Below are 17,744 nucleotides of genomic sequence, written 5' to 3'. Positions count from 1 at the left end.
AAAATAATACTTATAATATTGTGATACGGGGGGGGCCGCGGCGGGGGGGGGGGGCCGCGCCCCCCCCCCCCCCCCCCCCCCCCCCCCCCCCTTCTCCATTTGGCCGAATGATTAGGTTAGGCTAACCTAATCATTACACCCCACCCGCTTCTCCCCCTGCCCGGAGGAAAGTTGATGCGCTCGCATCTGCTGAACGAGACGACCGCGGACCTCTACCGGCGCTCCGTCACCGAGGGCGTCGACCGCGTCGCCGCCAAACTCGCGACCACGGAACAACCCCACACCGGCATGTCCGTCGACGAGCTCGCCCCGGTCATCGCCTCGATCGACCTCGACACCCCGCTGGCCGACACCGCGGCCGCACTCGACGAGCTCGAAGGCGTCTACCTCCGTGACGCGGTCTACTTCCACCACCCCCGCTACCTGGGCCACCTCAACTGCCCGGTGGTCATCCCCGCGGTGGTCGGCGAAGCGGTCCTCTCGGCCGTCAACTCCTCGCTCGACACCTGGGACCAGTCCATCGGCGGCACGCTCATCGAGCGCCGCCTGATCGACTGGACCGCCCTCCGCATCGGCCTGGGCGAGGGCGCCGACGGCATCTTCACCTCCGGCGGCAGCCAGTCGAACTTCCACGCGCTGCTCCTGGCCCGCGACGAGGCCTGCCGCATCGTCATGAAGCGCGCCCTGGACGAGGGAGTCGAGCTCACCAAGGCCGAACTGCTGCCGAAGCTTCGCATCTTCACCTCCGAGGCCAGCCATTTCAGCGTCCAGAAGTCGGCCGCCATGCTCGGTCTCGGCTACGAGGCGGTCATCTCCGTCCCGGTCGACCGCAACCGCCGCATGGACACCTCGGTGCTCGCCCTGGAGCTGGAGAACCTCGCCTCCGAGGGCCTCTTCCCGATGGCCGTCGTCGCCACCGCCGGCACCACCGACTTCGGGTCCATCGACCCGCTCCCCGAGATCGCCCGCCTGACCTCCGAGCACTCCGCGTGGATGCACGTGGACGCCGCCTACGGCTGCGGACTGCTGGTCTCCCCCACCCGCCGGCACCTCCTCGACGGCATCGAGCGCGCCGACTCGGTCACGGTCGACTACCACAAGTCCTTCTTCCAGCCCGTGAGTTCCAGCGCGATGCTGGTCCGCGACCGCGACACCCTCAAGCACGCCACGTACCACGCGGACTACCTCAACCCGCGACGGATGGCCGAGGAGCGGATCCCGAACCAGGTCGACAAGTCGATCCAGACCACGCGCCGTTTCGACGCCCTCAAGCTCTGGATGACCCTGCGCGTCATGGGCGCCGACGGCCTCGGCTCGCTCTTCGACGAGGTCATCGACCTGGCCGCGGCCGGCTACGAGGTCATCGAGGCCGACCCGCGCTTCGAGGTCGTCGTCCGCCCCCAGATCTCCACCCTGGTCTTCCGCTACGTCCCCACCGGCGGCGAGTACCGCGCGGACCTCCTCGACGAGGCCCAGCTGCACGCCCGCAAGGCCCTGTTCGCCTCCGGTGAGGCCGTCGTGGCCGGCACCAAGGTGGACGGCCGCCAGTACCTGAAGTTCACCCTCCTCAACCCGCAGACCACGACGTCCGACATCGCGGCCGTCCTCGACCTCCTCGCCGCACACGCCGAGCAGTTCCTGGGAGAATCCCTTGCCGTCCACCGTTAAGCCCCACGACTTCATCGGCATCGGCCTCGGTCCCTTCAACCTGGGACTCGCCTGCCTGACCGCGCCGATCGACGAGCTCAACGGCCTCTTCATCGAGTCGAAGCCGCACTTCGAGTGGCACGCCGGCATGTTCCTCGACGGTGCGCACCTGCAGACGCCCTTCATGTCGGACCTGGTCACCCTCGCCGACCCGACCTCGCCCTTCTCCTTCCTGAACTACCTGAAGGACAAGGACCGGCTGTACTCCTTCTACATCCGCGAGAACTTCTACCCGCTGCGCGCCGAGTACAACGACTACTGCCGCTGGGCCGCCGACCGGCTCGACAACGTCCTGTACTCCACCTCGGTCACCGAGGTCACCCACGACGAGGCCGCCGGCCTCTACGAGGTCCGCACGGACAAGGGCGAGACCCACCTCGCCCGCCGCCTGGTCCTGGGCACCGGCACCTCGCCCCACGTCCCGCGGGCCTGCGCGGACCTCGGCGGCGACTTCCTGCACAACTCGGCCTACATGCAGAACAAGGCGGAGCTGCAGAAGAAGAAGTCGATCACCCTGATCGGCTCCGGCCAGAGCGCGGCCGAGATCTACTACGACCTCCTCGCCGAGATCGACGCGTACGGCTACCAGCTGAACTGGGTCACCCGCTCCCCGCGCTTCTTCCCCCTCGAATACACCAAGCTGACGCTGGAGATGACCTCCCCGGAGTACGTGGACTACTTCCACGCCCTCCCGGAGGACACCCGCTACCGCCTGGAGACCCAGCAGAAGAACCTCTTCAAGGGCATCGACGGCGACCTGATCAACGAGATCTTCGACCTGCTCTACCAGAAGAAGATCAGCATGCCGGGCCCCGTCCCGACCACCCTGCTGACCAACACCTCCCTGAACAGCACGGCGTACGACACCACCACGGGCACCTACACCCTGGGGCTGCGCCAGGAGGAGCAGGAGCGGGACTTCTCCCTCTCCACCGAGGGCCTGGTCCTCGCCACCGGCTACAAGTACGTCGTCCCCGGCTTCCTGGAGCCGGTCCGCGACCGCCTGAACTTCGACGGTCACGGCCGCCTCGACGCGGGCCGCAACTACAGCGTGGACACGACCGGCCGGGGCGTCTACCTCCAGAACGGCACGACCCACAACCACTCCATCACCTCGCCCGACCTGGGCATGGCCGCGTACCGCAACGCGTACATCGTCGGTGAGCTGCTCGGCCGCGAGTACTACAAGGTCGAGAAGTCCATCGCGTTCCAGCAGTTCGCGGCCCCGGAAGGCACGCACGCATGAGCACCACCACCGAGATCCTCTTCACCCGCACCGACGCCGTCCTCGGGACCTTCGCGATCCGTCCCCTGGACCCGTTCGCCGACGCGGAGCTGCTGCACGGCTGGGTCACCGACCCGAAGGCCGCGTTCTGGATGATGCAGGACGCCACCCTCACCGAGGTGGAGCGCGAGTACGTGCGCATCACCACGCACGAGCACCACCAGGCCTTCATCGGCCTGCACGAGGGCCGGCCCGCCTTCCTCATGGAGAGCTACGACCCGGCGCACCTGGAGCTGGTCGGCCTCTACGACGCCGAGCCCGGCGACGTCGGCATGCACTTCCTGGTCGCCCCGACCGACACCCCGGTCAGCGGCTTCACCCGCGCCGTGATCACCACGGTGATGGCCTCGCTCTTCGCCGACCCGGCGAACCTCCGCGTCGTCGTCGAGCCGGACGTCCGCAACAAGGCCGTCCACGCCCTCAACGAGGCGGTCGGCTTCGTCCCCGAGCGCGAGGTCGTCAAGCCGGAGAAGACCGCCCTGCTCAGCTTCTGCACCCGCGAGCAGTTCGAGGCCACCCAGCGGGAGTCGATATGAGCCTGTCCGACGCCATCTCCCACCTCTCCCCGGAGCTGTGGGCCCGCGCGAACCGCGCCCTGGTCCGCAAGGCACTCGCCGAGTTCTCCCACGAGCGCCTGCTGACCCCGAAGCTCCTGGACTCGGGCCTGTACTCGGTCCTCAGCGACGACGCCGCCGTCGAGTACCGCTTCGCCGCGACCCTGCACGCGCTGGACCACTGGTCGGTGGACGAGGCCTCCATCACCCGTCACCGCGACGGCGGGCCGGCCGACCTGGACGCCCTCGACTTCCACATCGAGCTCCGGGAGACCCTGGGCCTGAGCGCGGAGGTCCTGCCCGTCTACCTGGAGGAGATCTCCTCCACCCTGGCGGGCTCGGGCTACAAGTACACCAAGCCACAGGTCTCCTCCGCCGTCCTCGCGAAGTCCTCCTTCCAGGACATCGAGACCGGCATGACCGAGGGCCACCCCTGTTTCGTCGCCAACAACGGCCGTCTCGGCTTCGGCGTGCACGAGTACCTCTCGTACGCCCCGGAGACCGCGAGCCCGGTCCACCTGGTGTGGGTCGCCGCCCGCAGGGACGTGTCCACCTTCACGGCGGGCGCGGGCCTGGACCACGACGCCTTCGTCCGCGAGGAGCTCGGCGAGGACGCCCTCACCCTCTTCTCGGCGAAGATGACCTCCCTCGGCCTGGACCTCGCCGACTACCACCTGCTGCCCGTGCACCCCTGGCAGTGGTGGAACAAGACCACGGTCACCTTCGCCGCCGAGATCGCGAACCGCCGCCTGGTCCTGCTGGGCGAGGGCTCCGACGCCTACCTCGCGCAGCAGTCGATCCGCACCTTCTTCAACACCACCACCCCCACGAAGCACTACGTGAAGACCGCCATCTCGGTCCTCAACATGGGCTTCATGCGCGGCCTTTCGGCGGCGTACATGGAGGCCACCCCGGCCATCAACGACTGGCTGCACCAGCTGATCGAGAACGACGAGGTCCTGCGGTCGGTCGACTTCTCGATCATTCGCGAGCGCGCCGCGATCGGCTACCACCACCGCCAGTACGAGCGCGCGACGGACCGCTACTCCCCGTACCGCAAGATGCTCGCCGCGCTGTGGCGCGAGTCCCCGGTGAACTTCGTCCGGGGCGAGGAACGCCTGGCGACGATGGCCTCCCTCCTGCACGTGGACGCGGACGGCAAGTCATTCGTCGGCGCCCTGATCGAGGAGTCGGGCCTCACCCCGGCCGAGTGGCTGTCCTCCTACCTCCGGGCCTACCTCGTCCCCCTCCTCCACTGCTTCTACCAGTACGACCTCGCGTACATGCCGCACGGCGAGAACACGATCCTCGTCATCGAGGGCGGCGTCGTTCAGCGGGCGATCTTCAAGGACATCGCCGAGGAGATCGTGGTCATGGACGCGGACGCGGTCCTGCCGCCCGCGGTCGAGCGGGTCCGGGCGGACATCCCGGAGGACATGAAACTGCTGTCGGTCTTCACGGACGTCTTCGACTGCTTCTTCCGCTTCCTCGGCCCGATCCTCGCCACCGAGGGCATCTGTGAGGAGGACACCTTCTGGAAGGCCGTGGCCGACTGCGCCCACGCCTACCAGGACTCGGTCCCGGCCCTCGCGGACCGCTTCGAGCGCTACGACCTCTTCGCGCCGGAGTTCCAGCTGTCCTGCCTCAACCGCCTGCAGCTGCGCAACAACAAGCAGATGGTGGACCTCGCCGACCCGTCGGCGGCCCTCCAGCTGGTCGGCACCCTCAAGAACCCCGTCGCGCCCTTCGCCCGGCGCTGACGGCCCCGGGCCGGGCACTCCCCGAATACGGTCCCTTCGGGGAGTGCCCCGGCCTCCTACGGTGTCGGGAACACTCCCGGCCCGAACCGCACCGGGTCGTGCCAGGGCTGCGTGCCCACGACCCACGCGACGTTCAGGAACCCGTCCTTGTCCACGGCCGGCGCGGTCAGCAGATGTCTAGGGCCGCCCACCCGACGCGGCGACCGGGCTGTGGGCTGCTCGGCCGAAACGGTCCGCACCGCTCACCGACCGGACGCCACCCACGCTCACCCGAAGGCGCCGCCCCCGAACCCCCGGGCCGCCCGGCCGCCCTCGGCCCCTCCGGGCTGCGGCACGGCGGCCCGGGGCAGCAGCCGCGCGAACACCAGCTCCAGCACACCGACGGTGTCCAGCCGCGCCAGACCGCCGGTCATGCCGTCCAGGAACACGACGCTGCCGTTGTGGTTGTGCGCGTACAGCAGGTGCCCGCTTACCTCGGTGCCGCCGATCACCCGGCGCACCCACACGACGCCCTGGGTGTCAGGGCCGGTCTCCTCGGCCCGCCGGATCACCTCGTCCCAGCTCCCGCAGCGGATCTGCTCGGAGGTCGGGAAGTACCGCTTGAGCAGCAGCTCCCACCACCCCGGCGCCTCGTGCGCGGGCTGCCACGGCAACGGCGTCGACGGCGCCCCGGCGATGGCGGCGGCCACGGTCACGACACACCCGCGCGAGTTCAACCGCCGCGCCTGGACCTCGGGGTCCCGCTCCTCCTCGGTCCGGGTGTACTCCGCGGCGTCGCTCCAAGGGTCATCGGAAGCGGGGTGGAACGGCCGTCCGAGGTCCTTGGGCACCACCACGGAGGCGGCCAGCATGGGGGTGCGCGGATACCCCGGCTGCTCGATGGTCCGGCACGCGAACAGCCACGTCCCCGCGTCCTCGGCGACGGGTTCGATCCCCACCAGCTCCACGAGCCCGTGATAGGTGGTGAGGAGCCATTCCAGGGCCCACTGCCACGGCTCGGCCTTGTTGGTCCTCGCCAAGTAGGCCACCTGCCAGCCGCCGTGGCGCACGTAGGCCAGGAACTCGTCCATCGGCAGGTGCGACGGAGGGAACTGCACCGCGCCCCCGTCCTTCGGGACGAGCACCACCTTGGTGAGCGGACCGACCCAGTGGTCGCCGGCGTCGATGCTCTCCTGCGTGTCGAAGCGGATGACCCAGGCCAGGTCGAGTTCCTCGCTGAGCTCCGGCTGGAGGACGATCGTCCACGGCTGATGGGCGAAGGCGCGAGCGAGATAGGGCTTCGCCGCCTCGACGGCTTCGTTCAGCGTGAGCATGCGTGATTCCTGACGGCGCTATCGGTAAGGGACATGGGCGATCTCTTTGATGTTCACTGTCTCAAGTTTCGCCAGGGTGCCACTCTGCCCGTCCAGGAAGACGACGCCATGGGGGGTGTTCACGGCGTTGAAGACATGCCCCGCCGATCCATTCCGGGAGATGGCCACCACACTGCGTGAACCCGGGCCCCGCTCCTCCAGGTCCTTGATGATGTCGTCGTAGCTGCTGACGACCTTCTTCGCGCTTGGCTCCACACCGAGTTCCTTGTAGGGAATATCGGCCGGATCCATCCTCGGCGCCGCGGACACCTCGACACCGTCCAGCCTCTTGTCGAGGGTGACCACATTGTGTGTGCAGTTGTACTGGTACCCGGGCTGGTGCGTGTTGTTCATGTCCTTGATCCACGGATACTCCGCGTCGAGGAACTCCTGGGCCTGCTTCACACTGACGGAGTCGGCATGGATCGCGTTCCGCTCCGTCACCCCCTTCGCCGGCTGCGCCAGGTGGGACCAGGCGGACGGCTTCGCCGCCGCCGTCTCCGCGACGCGGACCCCCGTACGGGCACCGCCCATGCCCTTCGTCCCGATGAGTTCCGGGAGGAGGCGGCCGAGGCCTTCGCTGGGGTCGTCCTTGAAGGGGTCCAGGAGGGCGCCGGGGACGCGTTCGGGGTGGGCCGCGGTGGAGACGAGGCCCGCCAGGGTCATGTTGACGTGCTGCGCGTACTCCGCGGGGTGGGTGAGGTTGTACGGGTCGTAGGGATTGAGGCCCCGGGCGAAGTCGAGCATGCCCGCGGTGCCCTTGACCGCGCCGCCCACGACGTGGTTGAGCTCGACGACCTGCCCGGCCTCGTAGTCGAGGAAGCTGCCCCAGGCCCGGTCCGACGCAGACGGCAGGGCCGGGGCCTTCTCGGTGGCCGCGTCGATGGCCCGCTGCGCTGCGCCGGCGGCGTCGTCGCGCTGGCGGCGGGCCTCGGCGAGGATCTCCTGGGCGTTGCCACGGGCCTCGGCACCCGGGTCGGCGCCCGGCGAAGGGCACGGACCCGGGTCACGCCCGGCCTTGGCCGCGGCTTCGTAGGCGTCGGCCTTCGCCCTGTAGGCCTCAGTGGCCTCCTTCGACGCCTTCACTCCCTGCTGGTAGAGGTCGATGGCCTGCTGCGCCTGCTTCTGCGCCCAGTCCACCGTCTCCGCGAAGTGCGTGAGGGCGCCCGCCGCCGCCTGGCAGGCGTCGGAGGCGTGGAGCCAGTCCGTGGGGTGCATCGCGAACTTCTCGCGGAACGCGTCGGCCGCGGCCCCCTTCCAGTGGCTGGAGTCCAGGGCCTTCATCCCCTGACCGACCCGGTCGAACGCGGCCTGGAAGTCGGTGAGGTGCTTCGCCGACTCCCGGATCGCCGACGGCTTGCCGTGGATCAGTTCGTTCGCCTGCTGCGACTGGCCGAGCTGCTGCTCGCCCACGGAGACGCCCAGGTCCGAGGCGATGTCGTCGCCCCAGTCGTCGACCTTGTCCGCCCAGCCGTGCGCGCCCACCTGGTCCAGGACGTCGCCGACCCCGTGGGCGGCCTTGTCGACGCCCTCGCCGACGACCTTCTTGGCGGAGTCCCAGCCGTCCTCCAGCTTGCCCAGGCCCCTGTCGACCAGCCCGCCCCAGTCCGGCATCAGCGCTCACCGCCACCGCGGGGCTCGGGCGCGGGTCCGAGCATGTCGTCGACGGTCCTGTCCACCTCGTCCCGCAGACCGGCGCCGTCGATGATCTGGTTGGGCAGGAAGATGTGGGAGCTGTTCACGTCCCGCACCGCGCCCTTCCAGGCCTCCTTGATGTTCTCGTTCGCCCTCTCGGAGGACTCCGCGCTGTAGTCCGCGTCCCTGACCTGCGTGTACGGATTGTCGGCCAGGACCGCGCCCCAGTCCTTCCCCGTGATGTCGTCCTCGGACGCGTACGGATTGCCCATCCCCGCGTTCACCAGCACCTTGAAGCTCCCCTGGAGGTACTGGTCCTGCTCGTGCAGGGCGCCGGCCGACAGGCCGACCTTCGCCGCGAAGTCGTTGCCCTGCCGCACGAGCGAGCGCACCCCCCACTCCCACCGCTGACAGAACGACCCGAGGGAGGAGGTCAGGCCGTCGTGCCCGGTCTCCATGCCCGACAGCGACAGGTCGGAGAAGCCCCGCCCCATGCTGGCCGAGCCGACCATCCCCAGTTCCTTCAGCTCCGCCAGCGTCTGCGTGATCCCCTGCGCTATCTGGCCCAGTGCCTGCTTCGACACGTCCAGATCGGCCCCGTCCCCGCTCACACCGCCACCTCCCCGTCCAGTGCCACGGCATCCGGCACGATCCCGCGCACCGGCGGGAACACCGCGCCGTCGGGCCCGGCCGCGTCCAACGCCACCCCGCACGGGAAGTCCAGCGGCACCAGCACCACCCGGCCGCGGAACTCCGCCGCCCGTACCCCGGCCGCCGCCCGCGCCCCGGCCGCCTCGCGTGCCACGTCGCGCGGATCCGTCCGGACCGCGGCCGACGCCGGAGCCGCGGCGGGCTTCGGCGGTTCTGCGGGCAGTGATGCCGCTCGTGCGGCCGCCGCGGCGCGCAGTTGCGCCCACTCTTCGTCGAACCCCACCCGGAGCTCCCCCTCTTGCCGTCCGTCGACGGGCCTCACGGCCCATCAGATCGTCGCACGGACGGCAACAGACCCGCCCCGGCTACTCCCAGGGCACCTCCGGGGCCCGGTAGTAGGCGATCTCCTGGGCGTTCAGGCGGGGGGCCTGGGCCGCCAGGCGTTGGCGGTACGCCGGCCAGTCGAGGGCGCTCGCCGGGGACCAGCCCAGTTCCGCCAGGCCCAGGACGCGGGGGAAGGCCAGCAGTTCCCAGTCGGAGCGGGTCGCGACGGTCTCCGTCCACAGCGGGGCCTCGACCCCGAGGACGGCGGACTCCGGGAGGCCCGGGAGGTAGGAGCCCGGGTTCCAGGAGTAGGAGCGCTGGACCGGGACGTAGCCGGCCCAGGCCAGGCCCGGCTTCGTCGCCGTGTCGTACTTCATGTCCAGGTAGGCGTGGTCGGCCGGGGAGAGGATCACCGGGTGGCCGGACTTCCCCGCCGCCACGACCGCCGCCTTCTCGGCGGCGGACGTCCTGTCGTGGCCCCAGTACTGGAGCACCGCGCCCGGCGCCGGCCGGGCCGACGCGAGCTGGTGCCAGGCCACCACCGTCTTGCCGTGCCGGGCCACCACCTGCTGGGCCCGGTCCATGAAGGCCGCGTAGTCCGCCGCCGGGGTGGCGCTGGCCTCGTCGCCGCCGATGTGCAGGTAGCGGCCGGGGGTCAGCTCCGCGAGCTCGCCGAGGACCTGGTCGATGAACTCGTAGGTCCGCTCCTTGCCCACGCACAGCGAGCTGAAGCCGACCTTGATCCCGGTGTAGCGCTCCGGGGCCTTCCCGTCGCAGGTCAGCTCCGGGTAGGAGGCGAGCGCGGCGTTCACGTGGCCGGGCATGTCGATCTCCGGGACCACGTCCACGTACCGCTCGGCCGCGTACGCCACCAGGTCCCGGTACTCCTCCTTGGTCCAGTGGCCGCCGGGCCCGCCGCCGACCTCGCTCGCGCCCCCGTACTCCGCGAGCCGGGGCCAGGAGTCGATCGCGATCCGCCAGCCCTGGTCGTCCGTGAGGTGCAGGTGCAGGGTGTTGATCTTGTACTGGGCGAGCTGGTCGACGTACCGCTTCACCTGCTCCACCGGAAAGTGGTGACGGGCCACGTCCACCATCGCCCCCCGGTACGCGAACCGCGGGACGTCCACCACCGTCCCGCCGGGCACGCCGCCCGCGCCCCGGACCGGCACCAGCTGGCGCAGCGTCTGCCCCGCGTGGAAGAGCCCGGCCGGGGTGCGGGCGGTCAGGGTGATCCCGGCGGCGGTGGTGCGCAGCCGGTAGCCCTCCGCGCCGAGTTCCGCGTCCCCGGTGTCGAGGTGCAGCCGGACCCCGTCCCCGTCCTCGCCGTCGACCACCGGCAGCGGCAGCCCGCCGGGGCCGCGCAGCTGCTCCGCGAGGAGCTCGCCGACCCGCCGGACCTCCTCCGGCGCCGCCACACCCGTACGGATCACCGTGCCGGCCCCGAAGACGTACGGGGCGCCTTCGGCCCGAGCGGAGGCGGGCGCGGGCAGGAGCCGTTCGTAGGGGGCGAGGGCGGCGGGGCGGCGGGTGGCCTTGGCGTCGTCGCCGTGGGCCGCGGTGCAGGAGACGACCGCCCCGAGGGCGAGGAGGGTGCCGAGCGTGCGTCGCAGGACTCTCATGCGCCCAGGTATAGGCCAACCGGCCCTGGAATGCCGGTGGGAGAATCCCCGCATGGCGGAAATCATCCAGAAGGACGGCATGTGGACGTTCGACGGGGACGCGGTGCGCATCGTGCCGGGCCGCGACAAGGGGGTGGGCCTGCTGCGGCAGCACCTCGGCGAGGTGGTCGTACCGCTGCGGGCCGTCGCGGGGATCAGTCACGAGCCGGGCCGCAGGGCGGGCCGGCTGCGGCTGCGGCTGCGGGACGGGGCGGACCCGCTGCTGCAGGTGACGGGAGGGCGGCTGCCGGAGTCCTCGGACCCCTACCTCCTGACGGTGGAGCCGGACCGGACCGGGGTCGCGGATTACTTCGTCGACGAGCTGCGCAACGCCCTGCTGCTGGACCAGGTCGAACCCGGCCCCTCGGACGCCTACCTGCTGGCGGGGCCCGCCGTTCCGATCTCGGTCGGCGCGGGTGACGGCTCGGTGACCTTCGACGGCGATCGGGTGCTGCTGGACTGGAACTGGACGACGGAGGAGGCGAAGCGTTCCGCCGGACCGAGGGAGTTCCGCGTCGGCGACGTGCGGTCGGTGGAGTGGACGCCGTCCAGGGGGCTGGAGAACGGCTGGCTGCGGTTCACCCTGACGGGTGCCACGGCGGCGGCCGCGCCCAAGTACGACCCGCACACCCTGGAGCTCTTCGGTTTCAAGAAGGACCCCCTGATGGCGCTGGTCGCGGCGGCCGTGGCGGTGCGGATCCCGCACCCGGCGGCGCCCGCGCCGGCCCCCGCGCCCGCGGCGCTGCCGCTGTCCGAGTCGCGCGCAGCCCTGGCGGGCGAGCCGGTGGACCACGACACCCTGCTGCGGCGCCTGCGCGAGCTGGGCGAACTGCATCGGACGGGGATCCTGACCGCCGAGGAGTTCAGCGCCGCGAAGGCCGCCATTTTGGGCCGTTTCTGACCGACCCGGATCGGAATTACCCATTCCCCTGGTCCAGACCAGCTGGATCCTGCCCGATTTCGGGCAGGATCTTTGCGTTCCAGCCCGTGGACCGTCAATATCTACAGGTGCTCGACCGCCGCCCGTCCCATGACGACCTCGTCGACCACCTGGTGCGCAGCACCGCGCTGCAGCGCGGAGAGGCCGCCCGGGTGGTGCTCGACGTGCTCGCGTACTTCGACGAGACGACCGAGGAGTTCGTCCGTCGTCGTCACCGCGAGCTCCAGTCGGGCGGTGCGGTCAACGCGGAGATCTTCGAACGGATCGCCGCCGAACTGCCGCACCGCGCCGTGGCGCCCCCGGAGCTCTCGCTCCGGCAGCTGCGCCGCATCGTCTACGGCTGAGACGACCGGCGACGGCGCAGGGCACGGACACCGAACTACAGGAGGGGCAAGACCGTATGTGCGGAATCGTGGGTTACATCGGCAGGCGCGACGTGGCACCGCTGCTGCTGGAGGGTCTCCAGCGGCTGGAGTACCGGGGCTACGACTCGGCGGGCATCGTCGTCAACAGCCCGAAGGCCGCGGCGCTGAAGATGGTCAAGGCCAAGGGCCGGGTCCGCGAGCTGGAGTCCCGCGTCCCCAAGCGGTTCGCCGGCACCACCGGCATCGCCCACACCCGCTGGGCCACCCACGGCGCCCCGAGCGACATCAACTCGCACCCGCACCTGGACCCCGAGAACAAGGTCGCCGTCGTCCACAACGGCATCGTCGACAACGCCGACGAGCTGCGCGCCAAGCTGGTGGCGGACGGCGTCGTCTTCGTCTCCGACACCGACACCGAGGTGATCACCCACCTGATCGCCCGCTCCCAGGCCGACAGCCTGGAGGAGAAGGTCCGCGAGGCGCTCAAGGTCATCGAGGGCACCTACGGCATCGCCGTGATGCACGCCGACTTTGCCGACCGCATCGTCGTCGCCCGCAACGGCTCCCCGGTCATCCTCGGCATCGGCGAGAAGGAGATGCTCGTCGCCTCCGACGTCGCCGCGCTGATCGCCCACACCCGCCAGGTCGTGACCCTCAACGACGGCGAGATGGCCACCCTCAAGGCCGACGACTTCCGCACCTACACCACCAGCGGTACGAAGACCACCTCCACCCCGGAGACCGTGGAGTGGGAGGCCGCCTCCTACGACATGGGCGGCCACGACACGTACATGCACAAGGAGATCTCCGAGCAGCCCGACGCGGTCGACCGCGTGCTGCGCGGCCGGATCGACGACCGCTTCAACACCGTGCACCTGGGCGGCCTGAACCTGGACCCGCGCGAGGCGCGCGGCATCCGCCGGGTCAAGATCCTGGGCTGCGGCACCTCCTACCACGCGGGCCTGATCGGCGCCGGCCTCATCGAGAGCATGGCCCGCATCCCCGCGGACGCCGAGCCGGCCTCGGAGTTCCGCTACCGCAACCCGGTCGTGGACCCCGACACCCTCTACATCGCCGTCTCCCAGTCCGGTGAGACGTACGACGTGCTCGCGGCCGTGCAGGAGCTCAAGCGCAAGGGCGCCCGCGTCCTCGGCGTGGTCAACGTGGTCGGTTCCGCCATCGCCCGCGAGGCCGACGGCGGCGTGTACGTGCACGCCGGCCCCGAGGTCTGCGTCGTCTCCACCAAGTGCTTCACCAACACGGTCGTGGCCTTCGCGCTGCTCGCCGTGCACCTGGGCCGCATCCGGGACCTGTCGGTCACCGACGGCAAGCGCATCATCGAGGGCCTGCGCAAGCTGCCCGCGCAGATCCAGGAGATCCTCGAAGGCGAAGAGGACATCAAGAAGCTGGCGGCCGAGTACGCCGAGGCCAAGTCGATGATGTTCATCGGCCGGGTCCGCGGCTACCCGGTGGCCCTGGAGGCCTCCCTCAAGCTGAAGGAGATCTCCTACATCCACGCCGAGGCCTACCCGGCCTCCGAGCTCAAGCACGGCCCGCTCGCCCTCATCGAGCCCGCCATGCCGACGGTCGCGATCGTCCCCGACGACGACCTGCTGGAGAAGAACCGCGCGGCGCTGGAGGAGATCAAGGCCCGCAGCGGCCGCATCCTCGCGGTCGCCCACCGCGAGCAGGAGAAGGCCGACCACACCATCCTCGTGCCCAAGAACGAGGACGAGCTGGACCCGATCCTGATGGGCATCCCGCTCCAGCTGCTGGCGTACCACACCGCCCTGGCCCTGGGCCGGGACATCGACAAGCCGCGCAACCTGGCGAAGTCGGTCACCGTCGAGTAGTCGGACCGCCACCACGGCACGCGCGGAAGCGGCCCCCGGGGGACCCCGGGGGCCGCTTACGCGCGTACGGTGCCCGGCCGCTCAGCCCGCGGCGACCGCGCCGCTGCCGGAGGCCTTGCCGAGCGCCGTCGGCCAGTGCGCCAGTGCGGCGGTGGCCCCGTACCAGGCCAGCAGCCCGGAGAGCGCCGCCACCCAGCCGGCCGCCTTGCCGAGCCCGTCGCCGCCGGCGAAGGCGCCTATCGCGAGGAGCACCAGGGAGAGGGTGAGCAGGGCGTAGACGCCCTGGCCGAACAGTCCGCTCGCCGCGCTCACGGTGAGCGTCAGCGCGAGCAGGGCGAACAGGGCGAGGAACAGGCCGGCCGCATGCGGCGAAACCTTTCCGCCGGCGCCGCCGGCCCAGGTGAACCAGAAGGCGCCGAGGCCCGCGAACGCCATGCCGTTGAAGCCGTTGCCGCCCCGGAATTCGAGGAGTCCGAGGACGAACAGGGCGAGACCGCCGACGTACATGGCGAGCGACACGGAGTCGGCCACGGTCACGCCGCTGACGACGCCCGTGTGGCCGATACCGAACGCGAGAAGGGTGAGCCCCAGGGCGATGTTCCCCAGGGTCGAAGTCGAGGCCGTGCTTCCCGCAGAGACACCGTTGTCCACGGCGGGCTCCCTTCGATCTGCAGTTGTTTGCTGCGTCCCAGCAGCATTTATCTACCCTTTACAAGAGGGTTCACAACCGCACAACCGACGTACAGAGGGTTACGGAATGACAACGACGGGTCGCTGCGCCCGCTTGGCCAGCCGGCCCGCCACCGAGCCGAAGATCCGGCCGACGATCCCGTGCGTGGAGCCGACCACGATGGCGTCGGCCGAGTACTCCCGGCCGACCTCCTCCAGCTCGTGGCAGATGTCCCCGCCGCGCTCGACCAGGATCCACGGCACCTCGGACAGGTAGTCGGCGCAGGCCAGCTCCAGCCCCAGCACCTCGGTGCGGTGGTCCGGCACGTCCACGAAGACGGGTGGCTCGCAGCCCGCCCAGACGGTGGTGGGGAGCCGGTTGGCCACGTGCACGATGATCAGACCGGAGCCCGAGCGCCGGGCCATTCCGATCGCGTACGCGAGGGCTCGCTCACTGGACGTGGAACCGTCGAAGCCCACCACCACGCCGTGCCGGAAGGCCGGGTCGCAGGGGAGTCGGGTCTGTTCCACCGCGCGCAGGTCGCTCGATACGGAATCGGCGAGGGGTTTGCGCTTGCGGTCCGCGGGTTCGGAGAATTCGTGACCGGCCATGGGTGTCTCGGTGAAGAGTCCTCGGGGGAAGCGACAGGGGCGATTTCGACGACGCAGGTTTTTGACGACGCGGTTTTGACGACGCAGGGTGACGGAGCTCTGTCCGGGAAGCATCTTCCCAAGCCCTTACCCACCAGGGTACGGCGACACTCCTGTCCTGCACAGGGCATGCCGCCCTTGGAGAGCGTCCCAGGGAGCATGCCGGAGCGACAGCGCCTTGGCAATGGCGGTTGTCCCCTACAGCCAGTGACGAGAGGCCCGCGCGCCACCCGTGCGCGCAGTGACCGAGCCGTGCGGCGAGGCGTTGGACAGGCGTCCGACCGTCCAGGAAGAGCCCGCAGGGAGTACGCCGTGCCCGGCCATCCGGTTCACCCCGTCCAGCCCGTCCAGCCCGCTCCGCCGACGCAGTCCCTCCCGTCCCCCCACTCCACCGCCCGGCCTCACGCGCCCTCCGTTCTTCACCCGTCCGTGCGGTCCGCCGGGCGCGCCCCTGACGACCCGGCGGGTGACGTGGTGCGCTGGGCCGCCTTCAGCTGCCTCCTCGTTCCCGTCGTCCTGGTCGTCTACGGGACCTCCTACGGCGGGGCCGCCGTGGCGACGCTGGGGCTGGCCGCCGTCACCGCCGCCTGCCGGGTGCTGCTGAGGCACTCGGAGAAGACGGAGCGGGCCGCCGCGCGGGGGCGCTCGGAGGGGCCGCTTCCGCTCGGCCACCGGGGCCGGCACTCGCGCAGCGGGGCCGGTTCGCACCGCGGTTGCCACGGTTCCGGCACCCTCTCCCCTCACGACTGACCGGTTCGCACGTACACACCCGCTTGTTTTCAGCCAACTTCCGGACCGTGTGCCCCCCTTGCCGGAATGTCCCCCCAACCCCCCTACCACCAGCGACTACAAGCGTCGGGGGGCGCCGAGACCCTACGTGTACTGGCCATGGCCGGACGGCGAGCTTCCCACCCGGGTAGCGGAGTGGAACGCTTCCTGATCGAATGCTTTTCGCCAAGTTGCCAAGTCGACATAGCGCTGCGTGCTGAACTTGTCACGCCGACACCACGGGACGCAGTAGATTCGATCATGTATTTACGGCGGGGGATCCACGTGCAAGGCCGAGGGGAAACGTGCAGGTGCGACCAGACCAAGGAGTCGCGACACCCAAGGGGGGCTTAGCGCCATGAGCCAGGATTCCACCGCCGCAGTCGTCGCCGACGCGGGCCGGAAGCTCGCGGGGCGTCGCCGCAGGGAGATCGTCGCCGTGCTGCTGTTCAGCGGCGGGCCGATCTTCGAGAGTTCCATTCCACTTTCCGTGTTCGGCATCGACCGGCAGGACGCGGGAGTTCCACGCTATCGACTGCTCGTGTGCGCCGGGGAGGACGGTCCGCTGCGGACCACCGGCGGACTCGAACTGACCGCGCCGTACGGGTTGGAGGCGATCGCCCGGGCAGGCACGGTCGTCGTGCCGGCCTGGCGCTCCATCACTTCACCGCCGCCGCCGGAGGCCCTGGACGCCCTGCGTCTGGCGCACGAGGAGGGGGCCCGGATCGTCGGCCTGTGCACGGGAGCGTTCGTGCTCGCCGCCGCCGGGCTGCTGGACGGCCGGCCCGCGACGACGCACTGGATGTACGCGCCGACGCTGGCCAAGCGCTACCCGTCCGTCCACGTCGACCCGCGCGAGCTGTTCGTCGACGACGGCGACGTGCTGACGTCCGCGGGCACCGCGGCCGGAATCGACCTGTGCCTGCACATCGTGCGCACGGACCACGGCAGCGAGGCGGCCGGGGCACTGGCCCGCCGGCTCGTCGTCCCGCCGCGCCGCACGGGAGGCCAGGAGCGCTACCTCGACCGGTCGCTGCCCGAGGAGATCGGCGCGGACCCGCTCGCCGAGGTCGTCGCCTGGGCACTGGAACACCTCCACGAGCAGTTCGACGTGGAGACGCTGGCCGCCCGCGCCTACATGAGCAGGCGCACCTTCGACCGGCGGTTCCGCTCGCTCACCGGCAGCGCGCCGCTCCAGTGGCTGATCACCCAGCGGGTGCTCCAGGCACAGCGGCTGCTGGAGACCTCCGACTACTCGGTCGACGAGGTCGCCGGACGCTGCGGGTTCCGTTCCCCCGTCGCGCTGCGCGGGCACTTCCGCCGGCAGCTGGGGTCCTCCCCGGCCGCCTACCGCTCCGCCTACCGGGCGCGTCGGCCGCAGGCCGACGTGTCCCCGGTGTCCGAGCTCTCGGGCGGTCCGCTGCCGCACCAGCGCACTCCGCAGCCCCAGCGGGCGGCGGCGGCCCTGGCCGCCTCCGGTCCGAGCGTGACGGAGCTGTACTCCCCGGGACGGGTCCTGCGCGAGCACGCGTAGCGACCACTCCCGGCACCGCCTGCCGAAGGTCCCCCACA

At 70.6% G+C, this 17,744-nt stretch carries 16 protein-coding genes; 9 read left to right on the top strand and 7 right to left on the bottom strand.

What is annotated here, in order from left to right:
- Nucleotides 1-174 precede the first annotated feature (174 nt).
- Genes ACEPPI_RS03955 through ACEPPI_RS03940 form a run of 4 tightly spaced genes read left to right on the top strand, consistent with a single transcriptional unit; the run spans nucleotide 175 to nucleotide 5,306 of the window.
- Nucleotides 175-1,668, top strand: a complete 1,494-nt coding sequence (locus ACEPPI_RS03955) for an aspartate aminotransferase family protein (protein ID WP_373913836.1) — start codon at nucleotides 175-177, stop codon at nucleotides 1,666-1,668.
- On the top strand, nucleotides 1,652-2,953 hold the full coding sequence (locus ACEPPI_RS03950; RefSeq protein ID WP_373913835.1) for a lysine N(6)-hydroxylase/L-ornithine N(5)-oxygenase family protein: 1,302 nt from the start codon (nucleotides 1,652-1,654) through the stop codon (nucleotides 2,951-2,953). Before ACEPPI_RS03955 ends, ACEPPI_RS03950 begins: the two co-directional genes overlap by 17 nt.
- Nucleotides 2,950-3,528, top strand: coding sequence for a GNAT family N-acetyltransferase (locus tag ACEPPI_RS03945; RefSeq protein ID WP_373913834.1), 579 nt, complete (start codon nucleotides 2,950-2,952; stop codon nucleotides 3,526-3,528). The genes ACEPPI_RS03950 and ACEPPI_RS03945 overlap by 4 nt, the downstream gene beginning before the upstream one ends.
- Nucleotides 3,525-5,306: an IucA/IucC family siderophore biosynthesis protein gene (locus ACEPPI_RS03940; protein WP_373913833.1), complete on the top strand. Its 1,782-nt coding sequence runs from the start codon at nucleotides 3,525-3,527 to the stop codon at nucleotides 5,304-5,306. Before ACEPPI_RS03945 ends, ACEPPI_RS03940 begins: the two co-directional genes overlap by 4 nt.
- Nucleotides 5,307-5,572: 266 nt before the next feature.
- On the opposite strand, the gene ACEPPI_RS03935 is transcribed toward ACEPPI_RS03940, so the two are convergent.
- From ACEPPI_RS03935 to ACEPPI_RS03915, 5 genes are all read right to left on the bottom strand, one after another.
- Nucleotides 5,573-6,619, bottom strand: a complete 1,047-nt coding sequence (locus tag ACEPPI_RS03935) for a toxin glutamine deamidase domain-containing protein (protein ID WP_373913832.1) — start codon at nucleotides 6,617-6,619, stop codon at nucleotides 5,573-5,575.
- Nucleotides 6,620-6,637: 18 nt separating this feature from the next.
- Complete coding sequence (locus ACEPPI_RS03930; RefSeq protein WP_373913831.1) at nucleotides 6,638-8,272, bottom strand: putative T7SS-secreted protein; 1,635 nt, start codon at nucleotides 8,270-8,272, stop codon at nucleotides 6,638-6,640.
- Nucleotides 8,272-8,904 carry a hypothetical protein gene (locus ACEPPI_RS03925; protein WP_373913830.1) on the bottom strand — a complete coding sequence of 211 codons (633 nt, stop codon included), beginning with the start codon at nucleotides 8,902-8,904 and terminating at the stop codon, nucleotides 8,272-8,274. The genes ACEPPI_RS03930 and ACEPPI_RS03925 overlap by 1 nt, the downstream gene beginning before the upstream one ends.
- Nucleotides 8,901-9,227 carry a hypothetical protein gene (locus ACEPPI_RS03920; protein WP_373913829.1) on the bottom strand — a complete coding sequence of 109 codons (327 nt, stop codon included), beginning with the start codon at nucleotides 9,225-9,227 and terminating at the stop codon, nucleotides 8,901-8,903. The genes ACEPPI_RS03925 and ACEPPI_RS03920 overlap by 4 nt, the downstream gene beginning before the upstream one ends.
- Nucleotides 9,228-9,309: 82 nt before the next feature.
- Complete coding sequence (locus ACEPPI_RS03915) at nucleotides 9,310-10,887, bottom strand: beta-N-acetylhexosaminidase (RefSeq protein ID WP_373913828.1); 1,578 nt, start codon at nucleotides 10,885-10,887, stop codon at nucleotides 9,310-9,312.
- A gap of 52 nt (nucleotides 10,888-10,939) precedes the next feature.
- On the opposite strand from ACEPPI_RS03915, the gene ACEPPI_RS03910 reads away from it, so the two are divergent.
- From ACEPPI_RS03910 to glmS, 3 genes are all read left to right on the top strand, one after another.
- Nucleotides 10,940-11,827 (top strand): DUF4429 domain-containing protein, encoded by an 888-nt coding sequence (locus tag ACEPPI_RS03910; protein WP_373913827.1) that lies wholly within the window; start codon nucleotides 10,940-10,942, stop codon nucleotides 11,825-11,827.
- 107 nt (nucleotides 11,828-11,934) lie between these two features.
- Entirely contained in the window at nucleotides 11,935-12,210 is a 276-nt protein-coding gene (locus tag ACEPPI_RS03905; RefSeq protein ID WP_030008735.1) for a hypothetical protein, read from the top strand.
- 56 nt (nucleotides 12,211-12,266) lie between these two features.
- Complete coding sequence (gene glmS, locus ACEPPI_RS03900) at nucleotides 12,267-14,084, top strand: glutamine--fructose-6-phosphate transaminase (isomerizing) (RefSeq protein WP_373913826.1); 1,818 nt, start codon at nucleotides 12,267-12,269, stop codon at nucleotides 14,082-14,084.
- An 81-nt stretch (nucleotides 14,085-14,165) separates the two neighbouring features.
- On the opposite strand, the gene ACEPPI_RS03895 is transcribed toward glmS, so the two are convergent.
- Both ACEPPI_RS03895 and ACEPPI_RS03890 read right to left on the bottom strand, forming a co-directional pair.
- Nucleotides 14,166-14,735 (bottom strand): GPR1/FUN34/YaaH family transporter, encoded by a 570-nt coding sequence (locus ACEPPI_RS03895; protein WP_373913825.1) that lies wholly within the window; start codon nucleotides 14,733-14,735, stop codon nucleotides 14,166-14,168.
- A gap of 99 nt (nucleotides 14,736-14,834) precedes the next feature.
- A complete protein-coding gene (locus tag ACEPPI_RS03890; protein ID WP_030229460.1) occupies nucleotides 14,835-15,365 on the bottom strand; it encodes a universal stress protein in 531 nt (176 codons plus the stop codon).
- Between the two features lie 468 nt (nucleotides 15,366-15,833).
- On the opposite strand from ACEPPI_RS03890, the gene ACEPPI_RS03885 reads away from it, so the two are divergent.
- Together ACEPPI_RS03885 and ACEPPI_RS03880 are read left to right on the top strand one after the other, a co-directional pair.
- Entirely contained in the window at nucleotides 15,834-16,154 is a 321-nt protein-coding gene (locus tag ACEPPI_RS03885; RefSeq protein WP_373913824.1) for a hypothetical protein, read from the top strand.
- Nucleotides 16,155-16,530: 376 nt separating this feature from the next.
- Nucleotides 16,531-17,706 (top strand): helix-turn-helix domain-containing protein, encoded by a 1,176-nt coding sequence (locus tag ACEPPI_RS03880; RefSeq protein WP_100660955.1) that lies wholly within the window; start codon nucleotides 16,531-16,533, stop codon nucleotides 17,704-17,706.
- The last annotated feature ends 38 nt before the right edge of the window (nucleotides 17,707-17,744 follow it).

The sequence above is a fragment of the Streptomyces sp. AB3(2024) genome, from assembly GCF_041862025.1.
Lineage (GTDB): Bacteria > Actinomycetota > Actinomycetes > Streptomycetales > Streptomycetaceae > Streptomyces.
The sequence above is the reverse complement of the archived record's forward strand: the minus strand, read 5'-3'. Positions and strand labels throughout refer to the sequence as shown.

Bases quoted from the DNA above. Each gene is read 5' to 3' on its own strand.
- ACEPPI_RS03910 (WP_373913827.1), top strand. From the start codon at position 10,940: ATGGCGGAAATCATCCAGAAGGACGGCATGTGGACGTTCGACGGGGAC.
- ACEPPI_RS03915 (WP_373913828.1), bottom strand. From the start codon at position 10,887: ATGAGAGTCCTGCGACGCACGCTCGGCACCCTCCTCGCCCTCGGGGCG.
- glmS (WP_373913826.1), top strand. From the start codon at position 12,267: ATGTGCGGAATCGTGGGTTACATCGGCAGGCGCGACGTGGCACCGCTG.
- ACEPPI_RS03930 (WP_373913831.1), bottom strand. From the start codon at position 8,272: ATGCCGGACTGGGGCGGGCTGGTCGACAGGGGCCTGGGCAAGCTGGAG.
- ACEPPI_RS03945 (WP_373913834.1), top strand. From the start codon at position 2,950: ATGAGCACCACCACCGAGATCCTCTTCACCCGCACCGACGCCGTCCTC.
- ACEPPI_RS03880 (WP_100660955.1), top strand. From the start codon at position 16,531: ATGAGCCAGGATTCCACCGCCGCAGTCGTCGCCGACGCGGGCCGGAAG.
- ACEPPI_RS03940 (WP_373913833.1), top strand. From the start codon at position 3,525: ATGAGCCTGTCCGACGCCATCTCCCACCTCTCCCCGGAGCTGTGGGCC.
- ACEPPI_RS03935 (WP_373913832.1), bottom strand. From the start codon at position 6,619: ATGCTCACGCTGAACGAAGCCGTCGAGGCGGCGAAGCCCTATCTCGCT.
- ACEPPI_RS03955 (WP_373913836.1), top strand. From the start codon at position 175: ATGCGCTCGCATCTGCTGAACGAGACGACCGCGGACCTCTACCGGCGC.
- ACEPPI_RS03890 (WP_030229460.1), bottom strand. From the start codon at position 15,365: ATGGCCGGTCACGAATTCTCCGAACCCGCGGACCGCAAGCGCAAACCC.